Source organism: Klebsiella sp. 141153 (assembly GCF_032601995.1).
In the GTDB taxonomy this organism is placed as follows: domain Bacteria; phylum Pseudomonadota; class Gammaproteobacteria; order Enterobacterales; family Enterobacteriaceae; genus Klebsiella; species Klebsiella aerogenes.
Map to the genome: position 1 here is coordinate 337,847 of NZ_JAQIRJ010000002.1, position 16,473 is coordinate 354,319.

Sequence of the window (16,473 nt, forward strand, 5' to 3'; positions counted from 1 at the left end):
TCAATACGCACCAGCAATTGTTGACAATAATAGCTTACAGACGTTGCTTAAACTGGTAATAGCGGCCCTGTTTCGCCAGCAGCTCTGCGTGACTACCTTGCTCAATAATTTGTCCGTTGTCCATGACTATTATCTGATTAAACCGCGCGAGTCCACGCAGGCGGTGGGTGACCATCAACACGGTTTTATCGCGCATCACTTCGCTAAGTAAATCAAGGATCTGGCTTTCCGTTGTCGCATCGAGGCCTTCGGTAGGCTCATCAAGCAGCATTAGCGGCGCATTGTGCAATAGCGCGCGGGCGATAGCCAGTCGACGTAGCTCGCCGCCGGAAAGCTGACGACCGCCCTCGCCGAGCCAGCTATTCAGGCCGCCATCTTCCAGCAGTTTGTCGAGACCGACGCGCTTGAGCGTATCGCTGAGCTCGCCGTCGCTGGCCTGCGGCGCGGCAAGCAGCAGATTATCGCGCAGCGTCGCGCTGAACAGATGTACTCGCTGCGGTACGACGCTCATCGCCTGGCGCAGAGTCGTTTCCGACAGATCGCTAAGAGGCTGACCATTTAGCTGAATCTGGCCGCTGGCCGGATCCCAGGCGCGGGTCAATAACTGTAGCAGAGTCGATTTACCGCAGCCGGTACGGCCAAGAATGGCGATATGCTCACCCGCCGCGACCTGTAGCGAAATATCGTTCAGCGCCGGTGTCGACTGTTGCGGATAGCGGAAGGTTACCTCGTCCAGGGTAAGCGCTACCCGGGAGATGCTTTGCGGCGCCTGCTGGCTGAACGTCACTTCGGGCTGCTGCTCGGTGATCTGCGTAATGCGACGCGCTGACGCGATGACCTGGCCGAGATGCTGGAAGGCGCCGGTGACCGGTGCCAGCGCTTCAAATGCCGCTAAGGCGCAGAAAACGAAGAGGGCGATGAGCGCCCCCGGCTGGCTATTACCGCCAACGCCGTCGGATGCCATCCACAGCATGGCGATCACCGCGATGCCGCCAATCAGCAGCATCAGCGCCTGCGATAGGGCGGTGAGCTCAGCCTGGCGGCGCTGCGCCTCTTGCCAGCGCTGTTCCGTTTTTTCCATCTGTTTACGGTAGCGATCGCTGGCATTAAACAGCATTAACTCGGCTTGCCCCTGTAGCCAGGAGGTGAGTTGCTGGCGATACTGCCCGCGGAGCTGGGTGATCTGCTCCCCGGTCGGTTTACCGGCACGGTAAAACAGCGGCGGCAGCAGGAGTAGCGTCGCCAGCATAATGCCGCCAAGCGTCAGCGCCAGGCTGACGTCAAGTACGCTTAAGCCGATGGTTACCACCAGGATGACCACCAGCGCGCCAACCAGCGGCGAAATCACGCGCAGATAGAGGTGATCCAGCGTGTCGACATCAGCCACGATGCGGTTGAGTAACTCGCCCTGGCGAAAACGCGCCAGCCCGGCGGGAGAGAGCGGCAGTAGTTTGCTAAACGTGGCGACGCGCAGATGCTGCAATACCCGGAAAGTGGCGTCGTGGCTTACCAGACGCTCAAAGTAGCGGCCGGCGGTACGAATAATCGCCGCGCCGCGAACGCCCGCGGCGGGCAGCATGTAGTTAAAACTGTAAATGCCGGCGACCCCGACCACGGCGGAGGCAGACAGGAACCAGCCGGAAAGCGTCAACAGCCCGATACTTGCCAAAAGAGTGACGATAGCCAGCACCACGCCGAGAGTCAGCAGCCATTTGTGGCGTTTGTATAGCGCCAGATAGGGTAATAGTGCGCGCATTTAAATTTCCTCCTGGCGATGTGCTAACAGTGAGGCAAACGCGCCGCCGGCGGCAGAAAGCTGCGCATAGTCGCCTTGCTCGACAATCTGACCATTCTGCATTACCCAGATAGCATCCCAGTCGACCAGTCCTGCCAGTTGGTGAGTGACCATCAGCGTGGTCTGCTCGGTCGACGCGTTAGATAGCGCCTGCATGACACGCTGTTCGCTATGGGCATCAAGGCTGGCTGCTGGTTCATCCAGTAGCAACAGGCGACACGGTACCAGCAGCGCGCGTGCAACGGCAACTCGCTGGGCCTGGCCGACCGAAAGGCCACCAGCCTGATCGCCAACCGGGGTATTAATACCTTGCGGCAGTTGGGAGATAAACTCGCTAACCCAGGCCTTATCCAGGGCCAGCTGTAGCTGCGCTTCCGTGGCTTCTGGCCACGCCAGCAGCACGTTTTCCCGCAGAGTGGCGGCGGGCAGCTGCGGGTTCTGTCCGACCCAGCTAATTAGCCGACGCCAGCGTTCAGCATCGAGATCGCGCAACTCGACGCCGTTGACCTGTAGCGAACCTTCATAGGGAAGAAAGCCGGTCAGCGTATTCAGCAGCGAGCTTTTACCGGAGCCGCTCTGGCCAACCAGTACCACACGTTCTCCGGCGTTCAGGGTGAAAGTAAGCGGGCCTGCCAGCGTTTTGCCATCCGGTGATTTGACTATCAGATCGCGGGCTTCAAGGCGAATCAGTTCATGATCGCTCAGCGTTTTCTCGCCCCTTTGAGCCTGCGCCAGCGGAGTTTCCATAAAGGTCTTCAGGCTATCCGCGGCGCCAATGGCCTGCGCCTTGGCATGGTAAAATGTACCTAAATCACGCAGCGGCTGGAAAAACTCCGGCGCCAGAATCAGGGTTAAAAAACCGGACATCAGCGTGACTCCGACGCCGTAGTGTCCGAAGTCGAGCTCGCCAAGGTAGGAAAAACCGAAATAGACTGCCACCAGCGCGATGGAAAGCGAGGTAAAGAACTCCAGCACGCCGGAGGAAAGAAAGGCCAGACGCAGGACTTCCATCGTCCGCTGGCGGAAATCCTGCGATGCGTCGCGAATATTATTGATTTCCGCTTCGCCGCGGTTGAACAGGCGCAGCGTTTCCATGCCGCGCAGGCGGTCAAGGAAGTGGCCGCTAAGGCGACCGAGGGCGAGGAAGTTACGCCGGTTAGCATCGGCGGCGCCCATCCCTACCAGCGCCATAAAGAGCGGGATCAGCGGGGCGGTGCCGAGCAAAATTAGCGCGGCAGCCCAGTTGCTGGGGAAGATAGTGATAACAATTAGCAGCGGCACGCAGGCGGCCAGCGTCATCTGCGGCAGATAGCGCGCGTAGTAATCATGCATATCATCGATTTGCTCAAGGATGAGCGTCGCCCAACTGCCGGCGGGTTTTCCCTGAATCCAGGCCGGGCCCGCCTGCTGAAGGCGGTCCAGCACCTGGCGGCGAATTTCATAACGGATATGCTGGCCGGCGTGGAAGCCGACGCGTTCACGTAGCCACACCACCCAGGCGCGCAGGATCAGCACCAGCGCCAGCAAGGTAAACGGCAGCAGCAGCGCCGTCGCCGGGATATTTTCCATAATCATTCGGTGAAGTATTCGCGCCAGGAACCACGCCTGAGCGACGATCAACAGACCGCTCACGACGCCCAGCAGGCGAGAAATCATCAACCAGCGACGGGAGATAATGCTTTTTTCTTTTAACCAGCGGGTTAACTCTTGTTGACGGGTTTTATTCATTGCGCGCTTAGCAGGTGTCGTTATGAGATTTTTGGGCACGGCAATGTTACAACGAGGCAAAAATAAAGGCGACTTTTCGTCGCCTTCTTTACCTTTGTTACTGACTTGTAAAGATTATTTGCAAGCGTCAGCTAAACCATCCAGGTAGCGTTCCGCGTCCAGCGCGGCCATACAGCCGGTACCGGCGGAGGTAATCGCCTGACGGTAGATATGGTCCATCACGTCGCCTGCTGCGAAGACGCCAGGGATACTGGTCTGCGTGGCGTTGCCGTGGATGCCGGATTGTACTTTGATATAACCGTTTTCCAGCGCTAACTGACCTTCAAAGATAGCGGTGTTCGGGCTGTGTCCAATGGCGACGAACAGGCCGGCAACTTCCAGAGTCTCAACGTTATCGCTGTTTTTGGTATCGCGCAGACGCAGGCCGCTGACGCCCATCTGGTCGCCGGTGACCTCTTCCAGTGTGCGATCGGTGTGCAGGACAATGTTGCCGCTTTCCACTTTATCCATCAGGCGTTTGATGAGGATTTTTTCCGCGCGGAAGGAGTCGCGACGGTGGATCAGATGCACTTCAGCAGCAATGTTGGACAGATACAGCGCTTCTTCAACCGCCGTGTTGCCGCCGCCGATAACCGCGACTTTCTGGTTGCGATAGAAGAAACCGTCGCAGGTGGCGCAGGCAGAGACGCCGCGGCCTTTAAAAGCTTCTTCAGAAGGCAGACCCAGATAGCGGGCGGAAGCGCCGGTAGCGATAATCAGCGCGTCACAGGTGTACTCGCCGCTGTCGCCGACCAGGCGGAACGGACGGTTCTGCAGATCGACGCTGCTGATGTGATCGAAAATAATTTCAGTTTCGAACTTGGTGGCATGCTCGTGCATACGTTCCATGAGCAGCGGACCGGTCAGATCGTTTGGGTCGCCTGGCCAGTTTTCCACTTCAGTGGTGGTGGTCAGCTGACCGCCTTTTTCCATGCCGGTGATCAGCACCGGCTGCAGGTTTGCGCGCGCAGCATAGACCGCCGCGGTATATCCTGCAGGTCCAGAACCTAGAATAAGCAGTTTACTGTGTTTGGCTGTGCCCATGAGATCCCCATATTTTATTGGCATACATTGCGCTGGATTGTAGGGAATTTGCGGGCGTAAAAAAAGAGCGTAGCGATTTTGTTAACGATATGTGCAATAGAACCCGCCGATGAATTGGCGATTTAACGAGCGGAAAATATAATTAATTCTACTGTTAGCGCCCTGATTATAAGATGAAAACATGAGATTCAGAGGGGGTTGATGATGAATATCTGGCATCTTGTACTAAAAATCGATGTTTTGCTTTGACAATCCCCTGTGCTTTTGCGAAAACATTCATGGAAGAAGAAAAGCAGTGTTTAGCGTGTGGCGAATGTTCATGCACGCAAATGCCATTTTTATCCGGGTCAGCGAAATCTACGCATGGTGTGGACAGACGCCATGCGTGATGTCGGTGACTGCCATCAGGCAACGGGCTTCTCACGTACCCCTGGGTTACTCAACGTCGTACGGGTAATAACGGGATGGGCTCTGGCAGTGAAGGCGCAGAGTCAGAACAGGAGTAGGGAAGGAATACAGAGAGACAATAATAATGGTAGATAGCAAGAAACGCCCTGGCAAAGATCTCGACCGCATCGATCGTAACATTCTGAATGAACTGCAAAAAGACGGGCGTATTTCCAACGTCGAGCTTTCCAAACGGGTGGGACTTTCTCCGACGCCTTGCCTTGAGCGCGTGCGTCGACTGGAAAGACAGGGTTTTATTCAGGGCTATACGGCGCTGCTCAACCCGCATTATCTGGATGCATCACTTCTGGTATTTGTTGAGATTACTCTGAATCGTGGTGCGCCGGATGTGTTTGAGCAATTTAACGCCGCAGTGCAAAAACTTGAAGAAATTCAAGAGTGTCATCTGGTATCCGGTGATTTTGACTATCTGTTGAAAACCCGCGTACCGGACATGTCAGCGTATCGTAAATTGCTGGGCGAAACCCTGCTGCGCCTGCCGGGCGTAAACGACACCCGTACCTACGTGGTTATGGAAGAAGTCAAGCAGAGTAATCGTCTGGTAATCAAGACGCGCTAACACGGAACAGGTGCAAAATCGACGTAGTTTGATTACACTCCTGTTAATCCATACAGCAACAGTGCCGGGGAGACCCGGCGCTGTTGTCCGTTTTAGCAGCAGGCAGGAAATTGCCTGATACCTGGAGAGCCTTTCTTGAGCCAGGAATACACCGAAGACAAAGAAGTCAAACTAACGAAGCTAAGCAGCGGGCGCCGCGTTCTTGAGGCGTTACTCATCCTTTGCTCTCTTTTTGCCATCTGGCTGATGGCGGCATTACTGAGCTTTAATCCATCCGATCCCAGTTGGTCACAGACCGCCTGGCATGAGCCTATCCATAATCTGGGCGGCATGCCCGGAGCGTGGCTGGCGGACACGCTATTTTTCATCTTTGGCGTAATGGCGTACACCATCCCCGTGATTATCATCGGCGGCTGCTGGTTTGCATGGCGTCATCAGGAAAATGACGAATACGTCGATTACTTTGCTGTTTCGCTGCGCCTGATCGGCGCGCTGGCGCTCATTCTCACCTCCTGCGGTCTGGCGGCGATCAACGCCGATGATATCTGGTACTTTGCCTCCGGCGGCGTCATTGGCAGCCTGCTTAGCACCACATTGCAACCTTTGCTGCACAGCAGCGGCGGTACAATCGCTCTGCTATGCATCTGGGCCGCCGGTTTAACGCTGTTCACCGGCTGGTCATGGGTCAGCATTGCCGAGAAACTCGGCGGCGCCATCCTTTCTATTTTGACCTTTGCCAGTAATCGTACCCGTCGGGACGATACCTGGGTTGATGAAGGCGAATATGAAGATGAGGAATATGAAGATGAAGACGACGACGATACCGCGCAGCCGCGGGAATCGCGTCGAGCCCGCATTTTGCGCAGCGCGTTAGCGCGTCGTAAGCGTCTGGCGGAAAAATTCGCCAACCCGATGGGGCGTAAAACGGATGCCGCACTGTTCTCCGGTAAACGTATGGATGATGCGGAAGCCGTACAATATAGCGCCAGCGGCGCGCCTGTCGCGGCCGATGATGTCCTGTTCTCAGGCGCCAGCGCCGCGCGTCCTGGCGATTTAGACCCTTACGATCCGCTACTGAATGGCCATACGGTTGCCGACCCGATCGGCGCGGCTTCCGCCGCTGCAGCTGTGCCGCAGGCATGGGCGGAGCAGGGGACAGGGCAGGTATATCAACCGGAGGCTGCCCACCTGCAACCACCAGTGTATCAGCCGGAATACGCGCCGCAGCAGCCACCGGTTTATCAACCGGAAGCCGCCCATCCGCAGCAGCCGGTGTATCAACCTGAATACGCGCCGCAGCAGCCGCCGGTTTACCCGCCGGAAGCCGCGCATCCGCAGCAGCCGGTGTATCAACCTGAATACGCGCCGCAGCAGCCGCCGGTTTACCCGCCGGAAGCCGCGCATCCGCAGCAGCCGGTGTACCAGCCGGAATACGCGCCGCAGCAGCCGCCGGTTTACCAGCCGGAAGCCGCGCATCCGCAGCAACCGGTGTATCAGCCGGAATACGCGCCGCAGCAGCCGCCGGTTTATCAGCCTGAACCGGCTGTTCAACAGCCTGTTTACCATCAGGAACCGGCGCCTGCCGCTGAGCCTGAAGCGCCTCAGGAAGAAACTAAACGCCCGCCGATGTACTACTTCGAGGAAGTCGAAGAGAAACGTGCGCGCGAGCGTGAGTTGCTGGAGTCCTGGTATCAGCCAATCCCTGAACCGGCGAGCCCGGTAGCAACCAAACCGATAACCGCCCCGGCTGCCCCATCCATGCCGTCCGTCGATGCCGCCGCTGCGACCGCCGTCGCCGCTGGCGTTCATCAGGCCACGACGTCTGGCAGCGCAGCCGCAGCCGCTTCAGCGGCGTCAGCCGCCGCCGACGCAGCGCCAGTTTTCAGCCCGGCATCCAGCGGCCCGCGGGTACAGGTTAAAGAAGGCATCGGTCCGAAATTGCCGCGCCCGAATCGCGTCCGCGTGCCGACGCGTCGGGAGCTTGCTTCCTATGGCATTAAGCTGCCGTCTCAGCGTATTGCTGAAGAGCGCGCGCGTCGGGCCGAGCTGGAACAGCATTACGATAACGAGCCGTTGAGCGACGAAGAAGCCGATGCGCTGGAACAAGACGAGCTGGCGCGCCAGTTTGCCGCAACCCAGCAACAGCGCTATGGCGAGTCCTGGGAGTCAGAAAGCGATGAGCAGGACGAAGACGCAGCCGCTGAAGCGGAACTGGCTCGCCAGTTTGCCGCGACCCAGCAGCAGCGCTATGCCAGCGAGCAGCCGCCGGGAGCCAATCCTTTCTCACCGGCGGACTATGAGTTCTCGCCGATGAAAACGCTGGTCAATGATGGTCCGAGCGAGCCGCTGTTTATGCCGACGCCGGAAGTGCAGCCCCAGCAACCGGCTCAGCACTACCAACAACCGGCAGCCGCGCCGCAGCAGGGTTATCAACCTGCGCAGCCGCCCGTACACCATCAGCCGGTAGCGCCGCAGCCGCAGGCTTATCAGACTGCTCAACAGCCAGTGCAGCAGCAACAGCCGGTTGCTCCGCAGGGTTATCAGCCGCCCGCGCCGCAGCCGCAGGATAGCCTTATTCATCCATTGCTGATGCGTAATGGCGACAGCCGTCCGCTGCAAAGACCGACGACTCCGCTGCCGTCGCTGGATCTCCTGACGCCGCCGCCGAGCGAAGTTGAACCTGTTGATACCTTTGCGCTTGAGCAGATGGCGCGCCTGGTCGAAGCGCGTCTCGCCGATTTCCGCATCAAAGCGGATGTGGTGAACTACTCGCCTGGCCCGGTGATCACCCGCTTCGAGCTGAACCTCGCGCCTGGGGTGAAGGCCGCGCGAATCTCTAACCTGTCGCGCGACCTTGCGCGTTCGCTGTCGACCGTGGCGGTGCGCGTGGTGGAAGTCATTCCGGGTAAACCTTACGTCGGCCTGGAATTACCGAACAAAAAACGCCAGACCGTATACCTGCGCGAAGTGCTCGATTGTCCGAAATTCCGCGAGAACCCATCGCCGCTTACCGTGGTGCTGGGTAAAGATATCGCCGGCGATCCGGTGGTGGCCGATCTGGCGAAAATGCCGCATCTGCTGGTTGCCGGTACCACTGGTTCTGGTAAATCGGTTGGCGTGAACGCCATGATCCTCAGCATGCTCTACAAGGCGCAGCCGGAAGACGTGCGTTTCATCATGATCGACCCGAAAATGCTTGAGCTGTCGGTGTACGAAGGTATCCCGCATCTGCTGACGGAAGTGGTCACCGACATGAAAGACGCCGCTAATGCGCTGCGCTGGAGCGTCAACGAAATGGAGCGCCGTTATAAGCTGATGTCGGCGCTGGGCGTGCGTAATCTGGCGGGCTACAACGAGAAGATCGCTGAAGCCGCGCGTATGGGACGTCCGATCCCGGATCCGTACTGGAAACCGGGCGACAGCATGGATGCCGTACATCCGGTGCTGGAAAAACTGCCGTATATCGTGGTACTGGTGGATGAATTCGCCGATCTGATGATGACCGTCGGTAAGAAGGTAGAAGAGCTTATTGCGCGTCTGGCGCAGAAAGCGCGCGCGGCGGGTATTCACCTGGTGCTGGCGACCCAGCGTCCGTCAGTTGACGTGATTACCGGTCTTATCAAGGCCAACATCCCGACGCGTATCGCCTTTACCGTATCAAGCAAGATTGACTCGCGCACCATCCTTGACCAGGGCGGCGCAGAATCGCTGCTGGGCATGGGTGATATGCTCTATTCCGGGCCTAACTCCACGATGCCGGTTCGCGTGCATGGCGCGTTTGTCCGTGACCAGGAAGTACACGCCGTGGTTCAGGACTGGAAAGCGCGCGGTCGTCCGCAGTATGTTGACGGCATTACCTCCGACAGTGAAAGCGAAGGCGGTAGTGGCGGCTTTGATGGCGGCGAAGAGCTGGATCCGCTGTTCGACCAGGCGGTCAACTTCGTGACCGAGAAACGCAAAGCCTCGATCTCCGGAGTACAGCGTCAGTTCCGCATCGGCTATAACCGCGCGGCGCGTATCATTGAGCAGATGGAAGCCCAGGGGATCGTCAGCGAGCAGGGCCATAATGGTAACCGTGAAGTCCTGGCGCCGCCGCCCTTCGAGTAAGTGCAAAGTTCGGTAAATAAGCGCAAAATCAGCCTGTTCTGCTATTCCGTTGTTATCAACGGCTCTACAGTAGAGACAGAACAGGCTCCCGCGTCGGGAGTGACGCACAATAAGGATCAACAATGAAGAAACTTGCCATCACCTGTGCATTATTGTCTGGCTTCGTGGTAAGCCAGGTTTGGGCAGACGCTGCCGGCGACTTAAAAAGCCGTCTGGATAAAGTTAGCAGCTTCCATGCCAGCTTCACTCAGAAAGTGACCGACGCAAGCGGCAATGCCGTGCAGGACGGGCAGGGCGATTTGTGGGTGAAACGCCCGAATCTGTTCAACTGGCATATGACCCAGCCGGATGAAAGTATTCTGGTATCGGATGGGAAAACGCTGTGGTTCTACAACCCGTTTGTCGAGCAGGCAACCGCGACCTGGCTGAAAAACGCGACCAGCAACACGCCGTTCATGCTGATCGCCCGCAACCAGTCAGCGGACTGGCAGCAATACAACATCAAGCAAAACGGCGATGATTTTGTGCTGACGCCGAAAAGCGGTAACGGCAACCTGAAGCAGTTCACAATCAATGTGGGCCGTGACGGCACTATCCATCAGTTCAGCGCTGTTGAGCAAGACGATCAGCGCAGCAGCTACCAGCTGAAGTCGCAGCAGAATGGCGCCGTCGACGCATCTAAGTTCACTTTTACACCGCCGCAAGGGGTGACGGTGGACGATCAACGTAAGTAGAGGCGAATGTGAGCAACTTTTCGCTCGATTTTTCCGATAACGCGTTTCAACCTCTGGCCGCCCGTATGCGGCCAGAAAATTTAGCGCAGTACATTGGCCAGCAGCACCTGCTGGCGCCGGGTAAACCGCTACCGCGGGCGATTGAGGCCGGGCATCTGCACTCGATGATCCTGTGGGGGCCGCCGGGCACCGGTAAAACTACCCTTGCGGAAGTGATTGCACGCTACGCCAATGCCGATGTCGAACGTATCTCGGCCGTCACCTCTGGCGTCAAAGAGATCCGCGAAGCTATCGAGCGCGCGCGGCAAAACCGCAACGCCGGTCGGCGCACTATCCTGTTTGTAGACGAAGTGCATCGTTTCAATAAAAGTCAGCAGGACGCCTTTCTGCCGCACATCGAAGATGGCACCATTACTTTTATTGGCGCGACGACCGAAAACCCGTCATTCGAACTTAATTCCGCTTTGCTTTCCCGCGCCCGCGTCTATTTACTTAAGTCGCTGACCACGGATGATATCGAGCAGGTGCTTAACCAGGCGATGGGCGATAAAGCGCGCGGCTACGGCGGGCAAGATATTGTCCTGCCAGATGAAACTCGCAAGGCGATTGCCGAACTGGTCAACGGCGACGCGCGTCGGGCGTTGAACACGTTAGAAATGATGGCCGATATGGCTGAAAGCGACGATTCGGGCAAGCGAGTGCTGAAAGCCGAACTGCTTACTGAAATTGCCGGCGAGCGTAGCGCGCGTTTTGATAATAAAGGCGACCGTTTTTACGATCTTATTTCCGCGTTACATAAGTCGGTGCGCGGTAGCGCCCCGGATGCGGCATTATACTGGTACGCACGGATCATTACCGCGGGCGGCGACCCGCTGTATGTTGCGCGCCGTTGTCTGGCTATCGCGTCAGAGGATGTCGGCAACGCCGATCCCCGGGCTATGCAGGTGGCCATTTCCGCGTGGGATTGTTTTACCCGCGTCGGGCCGGCAGAAGGCGAACGGGCTATTGCTCAGGCTATTGTTTATCTGGCCTGCGCGCCGAAGAGTAATGCGGTGTACACCGCCTTTAAGGCTGCGCTGGCCGACGCCCGCGATCGCCCTGATTACGACGTGCCGGTTCATTTACGCAATGCGCCGACCAAACTCATGAAAGAGATGGGCTATGGTCAGGAATACCGCTACGCGCACGATGAACCTAACGCCTACGCCGCCGGCGAGCAGTATTTCCCGCAGGAAATGGCGCAAACGCGCTATTATCAGCCAACAAACAGGGGGCTCGAGGGCAAAATCGCTGAAAAGCTCGCCTGGCTTGCCGAACTGGATCAAAATAGCCAGATAAAACGCTACCGCTAATTGTGGCGTTGCGGTAAGGTTATTACCTATATTTCCGTGGCCGTAGTTTGCGGCCATTTTTCCTATTTAAATTCGATAAGCACAGGATAAGCATGCTCGATCCCAATCTGCTGCGTACCGAGCCAGACGCAGTCGCAGAAAAACTGGCACGCCGGGGCTTTAAGCTGGATGTAGATAAACTGCGCGCTCTTGAAGAGCGTCGTAAAGTTCTGCAGGTTCAAACCGAAAACCTGCAGGCGGAGCGTAACTCCCGATCGAAATCCATTGGCCAGGCGAAAGCGCGCGGGGAAGATATCGAGCCATTACGCCTGGAAGTGAACAAGCTTGGCGAACAGCTGGATGCCGCAAAGTCCGAGCTGGAAACGCTGTTGGCGGAAATTCGCGATATCGCGCTGGCGATCCCGAACATTCCTCACGATGACGTGCCGGTTGGCCGCGACGAAAACGACAACGTTGAAGTCAGCCGCTGGGGGACACCGCGTCAGTTCGATTTCGAGGTGCGCGACCACGTTACGCTGGGTGAAATGCACGGGGGGCTGGACTTCGCCGCCGCCGTTAAGCTAACCGGTTCCCGTTTCGTGGTGATGAAAGGCCAACTGGCCCGCCTGCACCGCGCGCTGGCGCAGTTTATGCTGGATCTGCACACCGAACAGCACGGTTATAGCGAGAACTATGTTCCTTATCTGGTGAACCAAGACACGCTGTATGGTACTGGCCAGTTGCCGAAATTCGCCGGCGACCTGTTCCATACTCGTCCGCTGGAAGAAGAAGCCGATAGCAGCAACTATGCGTTGATTCCGACCGCCGAAGTGCCGCTGACCAACCTGGTCCGCGACGAAATCATCGACGAAGACGATCTGCCGATTAAAATGACCGCCCATACGCCGTGCTTCCGTTCTGAAGCGGGTTCGTATGGTCGTGATACCCGCGGTCTGATCCGTATGCACCAGTTCGACAAAGTTGAAATGGTGCAGATCGTACGTCCGGAAGACTCTATGGCGGCGCTGGAAGAGATGACCGGCCACGCTGAGAAGGTTCTGCAACTGCTGGGTCTGCCGTACCGTAAGGTAGCGCTGTGTTCCGGCGATATGGGCTTTAGCGCCTGTAAAACCTATGACCTCGAAGTGTGGGTTCCGGCGCAGGATACCTATCGCGAAATTTCTTCCTGCTCCAACGTCTGGGATTTCCAGGCGCGTCGTATGCAGGCGCGTTGCCGCAGCAAGTCCGACAAAAAGACTCGTCTCGTTCACACTCTGAATGGTTCTGGTCTGGCGGTTGGCCGTACGCTGGTTGCGGTGATGGAAAACTATCAGCAGGCCGATGGCCGTATCGAGATCCCGGAAGTCCTGCGCCCGTATATGCGCGGCCTCGAGTATATCGGGTAATCTTTTCTGCTCTTTCCTTAAAAGCGCCTGCGGGCGCTTTTTTTATATCCTTATTGATACCGGGCAATAATCCCCTCAGTAAATCCGGTGATACTCCCTTTGGATTAATACAGCATAAAAAGCCAATAAAATCCGATATATATAAAATTATATAACGATTGTCAGCTTATTGTGAGCAACCAAAGCGAGTATCTATGAAAATCAAAGCCCCCGATGCTTTACTGGCTGCCGAAGTTAGCCGACGTGGTTTGATGAAAACCACGGCGATAGGCGGTCTGGCGATGGCCAGCAACGCATTGACCTTACCCTTCACGCGTATTGCGCACGCCGCTGATACGCTGGCGCCAGTCAGTGAGAAAGTGGTCTGGAGCGCCTGCACCGTTAACTGCGGCAGCCGTTGCCCGCTGCGTATGCACGTGGTTGACGGCGCGATTAAGTATGTAGAAACCGATAATACCGGCGACGATAACTATGACGGTCTGCATCAGGTTCGCGCCTGTCTGCGCGGCCGCTCTATGCGCCGCCGCGTCTATAACCCCGACCGGCTGAAATATCCGATGAAGCGCGTCGGCAAACGCGGTGAAGGAAAATTCGAACAAATTAGCTGGGAAGAGGCGTTCGACACTATCGCCAGCAATATGCAGCGCCTGATTAAAGATTATGGCAACGAATCTATCTATCTGAACTACGGAACCGGTACGCTCGGCGGGACTCTGACTCGTTCCTGGCCGCCGGGTAAAACCCTGATTGCTCGTCTGATGAACTGCTGCGGCGGCTATCTCAATCATTATGGCGACTATTCATCGGCGCAGATTGCGGCTGGTTTGAATTACACCTATGGTGGTTGGGCCGATGGCAATAGCCCGTCGGATATCGAAAATAGTCAGTTAGTGGTGCTGTTCGGCAATAACCCTGGCGAAACGCGCATGAGCGGCGGCGGGGTCACTTACTACCTTGAGCAGGCGCGGCAGAAATCCAATGCCCGCATGATCATTATCGATCCGCGCTATACCGACACCGGAGCCGGGCGTGAAGATGAATGGATCCCAATTCGTCCGGGAACCGACGCGGCGCTCATTTCAGCGCTGGCGTGGGTGATGATTACTGAAAATCTGGTCGATCAGCCCTTCCTCGATAAATACTGCGTCGGCTACGACGAGAAGACCTTGCCTGCCGATGCGCCGTCTAATGGACATTATAAAGCTTACATCCTTGGTCAGGGCTCCGACGGTATCGCTAAAACACCGGAGTGGGCGTCCACCATTACCGGGATCCCGCGTGAGCGCATTGTGAAACTGGCTCGCGAGATTGCGACGGCGAAGCCGGCGTATATCAGCCAGGGATGGGGACCGCAGCGTCACGCCAACGGCGAAATCGCCACCCGCGCCATCTCCATGCTCGCCATTCTGACTGGTAACGTTGGGATCAATGGAGGTAATAGCGGCGCGCGTGAAGGATCATATAGCCTGCCTTTCGAGCGCATGCCGACGCTGGATAACCCGGTAGAGACCAGCATCTCCATGTTTATGTGGACCGACGCGATTGAACGTGGTCCGGAAATGACCGCGCTGCGTGATGGCGTACGCGGCAAAGATAAGCTCGATGTACCGATCAAGATGATCTGGAACTACGCGGGTAACTGCCTGATCAACCAACACTCCGAGATCAACCGCACCCACGAAATCCTGCAGGACGATAAGAAGTGCGAAATGATTGTGGTAATCGACTGCCACATGACGTCGTCTGCGAAATACGCCGATATTCTGCTGCCGGACTGTACCGCCTCGGAGCAGATGGACTTCGCGCTGGATGCCTCCTGCGGCAATATGTCTTACGTCATCTTTGCCGACCAGGCGATTAAACCGCGTTTCGAATGCAAAACCATCTATGAGATGACCACCGAGTTGGCGAAACGCATGGGGGTGGCGGAGAAGTTTACCGAAGGCCGCACTCAGGAAGGCTGGATGCGCTATTTGTATGAGCAGTCGCGTAAAGCGATTCCCGAACTGCCGGATTTCGATACTTTCCGCCAGCAGGGGATCTTCAAGCAGCGTGACCCGCAGGGGCATCATGTGGCGTATAAAGCCTTCCGTGAAGATCCGCAGGCCAATCCGCTGACTACGCCATCGGGCAAAATCGAAATCTATTCCCAGGAGCTTGCCAAAATTGCCGCGACCTGGGAACTGCCGGAAGGCGATGTGATCGATCCGCTGCCGATCTACACCCCGGGGTTTGAAAACTACAACGATCCGTTGTCCGCCAAATATCCGCTACAGCTGACGGGCTTCCACTACAAGTCTCGCGTCCACTCAACTTATGGCAACGTTGATGTCCTGCAGGCAGCCTGCCGCCAGGAGATGTGGATTAACCCGATCGATGCGCACAAACGCGGCATCGCCAACGGCGATCGCATTCGCATTTTCAACGATCGCGGCGAAGTGCATATCGAAGCGAAAGTGACGCCGCGTATGATGCCGGGCGTTGTCGCGCTGGGCGAGGGCGCCTGGTATAACCCGGACGCTTCACGCGTGGATCAGGCCGGCAGCATTAACGTGCTGACGACTCAACGTCCGTCGCCGTTGGCGAAAGGCAACCCATCGCATACCAACCTCGTCCAGGTTGAAAAGCTGTAAGGAGTAACCGATGACAACTCAGTATGGATTTTTTATCGATTCCGCCCGTTGCACCGGTTGCAAAACCTGCGAGCTGGCCTGTAAAGACTACAAGAACCTGACGCCGGACGTCAGCTTCCGTCGTATCTATGAGTATGCCGGCGGCGACTGGCAGGAGGACAACGGCGTCTGGAATCAGAACGTTTTCGCCTATTACCTCTCTATCGCCTGTAACCACTGCGAAGACCCGGCGTGCACCAAGGTCTGCCCGAGCGGGGCGATGCACAAGCGCGAAGACGGTTTTGTGGTGGTCAATGAAGAGGTGTGCATCGGCTGTCGCTACTGCCATATGGCCTGCCCGTATGGCGCGCCGCAGTACAACGCCGCCGAAGGGCATATGACCAAATGCGACGGCTGTCACGAGCGTGTCGCACAAGGCAAGAAACCGATTTGCGTCGAGTCCTGCCCGCTACGCGCGCTGGACTTCGGGCCGATTGCCGAACTGCGGGAAAAACACGGCCAGCTGGCCGCCGTGGCGCCGCTGCCTTCAGCGCACTTCACCAGGCCGAGCATTGTGATAAAACCTAACGCCAACAGCCGTCCGTGTGGGGATACCACCGGCTATCTGGCCAATCCGAAGGAGGTCTGAA

The 16,473-nt window shown here is 57.1% G+C and carries 10 protein-coding genes; 7 read left to right on the top strand and 3 right to left on the bottom strand.

Annotation, left to right across the window (positions count from 1 at the left end; genetic code table 11):
- Positions 1–34: 34 nt before the first annotated feature.
- The 3 genes from cydC to trxB all read right to left on the bottom strand — a co-directional run bounded on the left by cydC (position 35) and on the right by trxB (position 4,606).
- The gene (gene cydC / locus PGS10_RS04650) at positions 35–1,756 is read right to left on the bottom strand and encodes a heme ABC transporter ATP-binding protein/permease CydC (RefSeq protein WP_213797516.1); all 1,722 of its coding nucleotides are present in this window, start codon (positions 1,754–1,756) and stop codon (positions 35–37) included.
- Positions 1,757–3,523 carry a heme ABC transporter permease/ATP-binding protein CydD gene (gene cydD / locus PGS10_RS04655; protein WP_047049029.1) on the bottom strand — a complete coding sequence of 589 codons (1,767 nt, stop codon included), beginning with the start codon at positions 3,521–3,523 and terminating at the stop codon, positions 1,757–1,759. It lies immediately after the preceding gene.
- Positions 3,524–3,637: 114 nt separating this feature from the next.
- Positions 3,638–4,606, bottom strand: a complete 969-nt coding sequence (gene trxB / locus PGS10_RS04660) for a thioredoxin-disulfide reductase (RefSeq protein WP_045396241.1) — start codon at positions 4,604–4,606, stop codon at positions 3,638–3,640.
- Between the two features lie 532 nt (positions 4,607–5,138).
- On the opposite strand from trxB, the gene lrp reads away from it, so the two are divergent.
- The 7 genes from lrp to PGS10_RS04695 all read left to right on the top strand — a co-directional run bounded on the left by lrp (position 5,139) and on the right by PGS10_RS04695 (position 16,472).
- On the top strand, positions 5,139–5,633 hold the full coding sequence (gene lrp, locus PGS10_RS04665; protein WP_000228469.1) for a leucine-responsive transcriptional regulator Lrp: 495 nt from the start codon (positions 5,139–5,141) through the stop codon (positions 5,631–5,633).
- A 135-nt stretch (positions 5,634–5,768) separates the two neighbouring features.
- Positions 5,769–9,740 (top strand): DNA translocase FtsK, encoded by a 3,972-nt coding sequence (gene ftsK / locus PGS10_RS04670; protein ID WP_316422489.1) that lies wholly within the window; start codon positions 5,769–5,771, stop codon positions 9,738–9,740.
- 122 nt (positions 9,741–9,862) lie between these two features.
- Positions 9,863–10,474, top strand: coding sequence for an outer membrane lipoprotein chaperone LolA (gene lolA, locus PGS10_RS04675; RefSeq protein ID WP_015367486.1), 612 nt, complete (start codon positions 9,863–9,865; stop codon positions 10,472–10,474).
- Between the two features lie 8 nt (positions 10,475–10,482).
- The gene (gene rarA, locus PGS10_RS04680; RefSeq protein ID WP_045396235.1) at positions 10,483–11,826 is read left to right on the top strand and encodes a replication-associated recombination protein RarA; all 1,344 of its coding nucleotides are present in this window, start codon (positions 10,483–10,485) and stop codon (positions 11,824–11,826) included.
- A gap of 92 nt (positions 11,827–11,918) precedes the next feature.
- On the top strand, positions 11,919–13,211 hold the full coding sequence (serS, locus tag PGS10_RS04685; RefSeq protein WP_015367484.1) for a serine--tRNA ligase: 1,293 nt from the start codon (positions 11,919–11,921) through the stop codon (positions 13,209–13,211).
- Positions 13,212–13,405: 194 nt separating this feature from the next.
- Positions 13,406–15,844: a dimethylsulfoxide reductase subunit A gene (dmsA, locus tag PGS10_RS04690; RefSeq protein WP_063416358.1), complete on the top strand. Its 2,439-nt coding sequence runs from the start codon at positions 13,406–13,408 to the stop codon at positions 15,842–15,844.
- 10 nt (positions 15,845–15,854) lie between these two features.
- Positions 15,855–16,472 carry a DMSO/selenate family reductase complex B subunit gene (locus tag PGS10_RS04695; protein WP_315709817.1) on the top strand — a complete coding sequence of 206 codons (618 nt, stop codon included), beginning with the start codon at positions 15,855–15,857 and terminating at the stop codon, positions 16,470–16,472.
- The last annotated feature ends 1 nt before the right edge of the window (position 16,473 follow it).

Coding starts and splice junctions, on each gene's coding strand:
- lolA (WP_015367486.1), top strand. CDS start 9,863: ATGAAGAAACTTGCCATCACCTGTGCATTATTGTCTGGCTTCGTGGTA.
- serS (WP_015367484.1), top strand. CDS start 11,919: ATGCTCGATCCCAATCTGCTGCGTACCGAGCCAGACGCAGTCGCAGAA.
- dmsA (WP_063416358.1), top strand. CDS start 13,406: ATGAAAATCAAAGCCCCCGATGCTTTACTGGCTGCCGAAGTTAGCCGA.
- lrp (WP_000228469.1), top strand. CDS start 5,139: ATGGTAGATAGCAAGAAACGCCCTGGCAAAGATCTCGACCGCATCGAT.
- PGS10_RS04695 (WP_315709817.1), top strand. CDS start 15,855: ATGACAACTCAGTATGGATTTTTTATCGATTCCGCCCGTTGCACCGGT.
- cydC (WP_213797516.1), bottom strand. CDS start 1,756: ATGCGCGCACTATTACCCTATCTGGCGCTATACAAACGCCACAAATGG.
- cydD (WP_047049029.1), bottom strand. CDS start 3,523: ATGAATAAAACCCGTCAACAAGAGTTAACCCGCTGGTTAAAAGAAAAA.
- trxB (WP_045396241.1), bottom strand. CDS start 4,606: ATGGGCACAGCCAAACACAGTAAACTGCTTATTCTAGGTTCTGGACCT.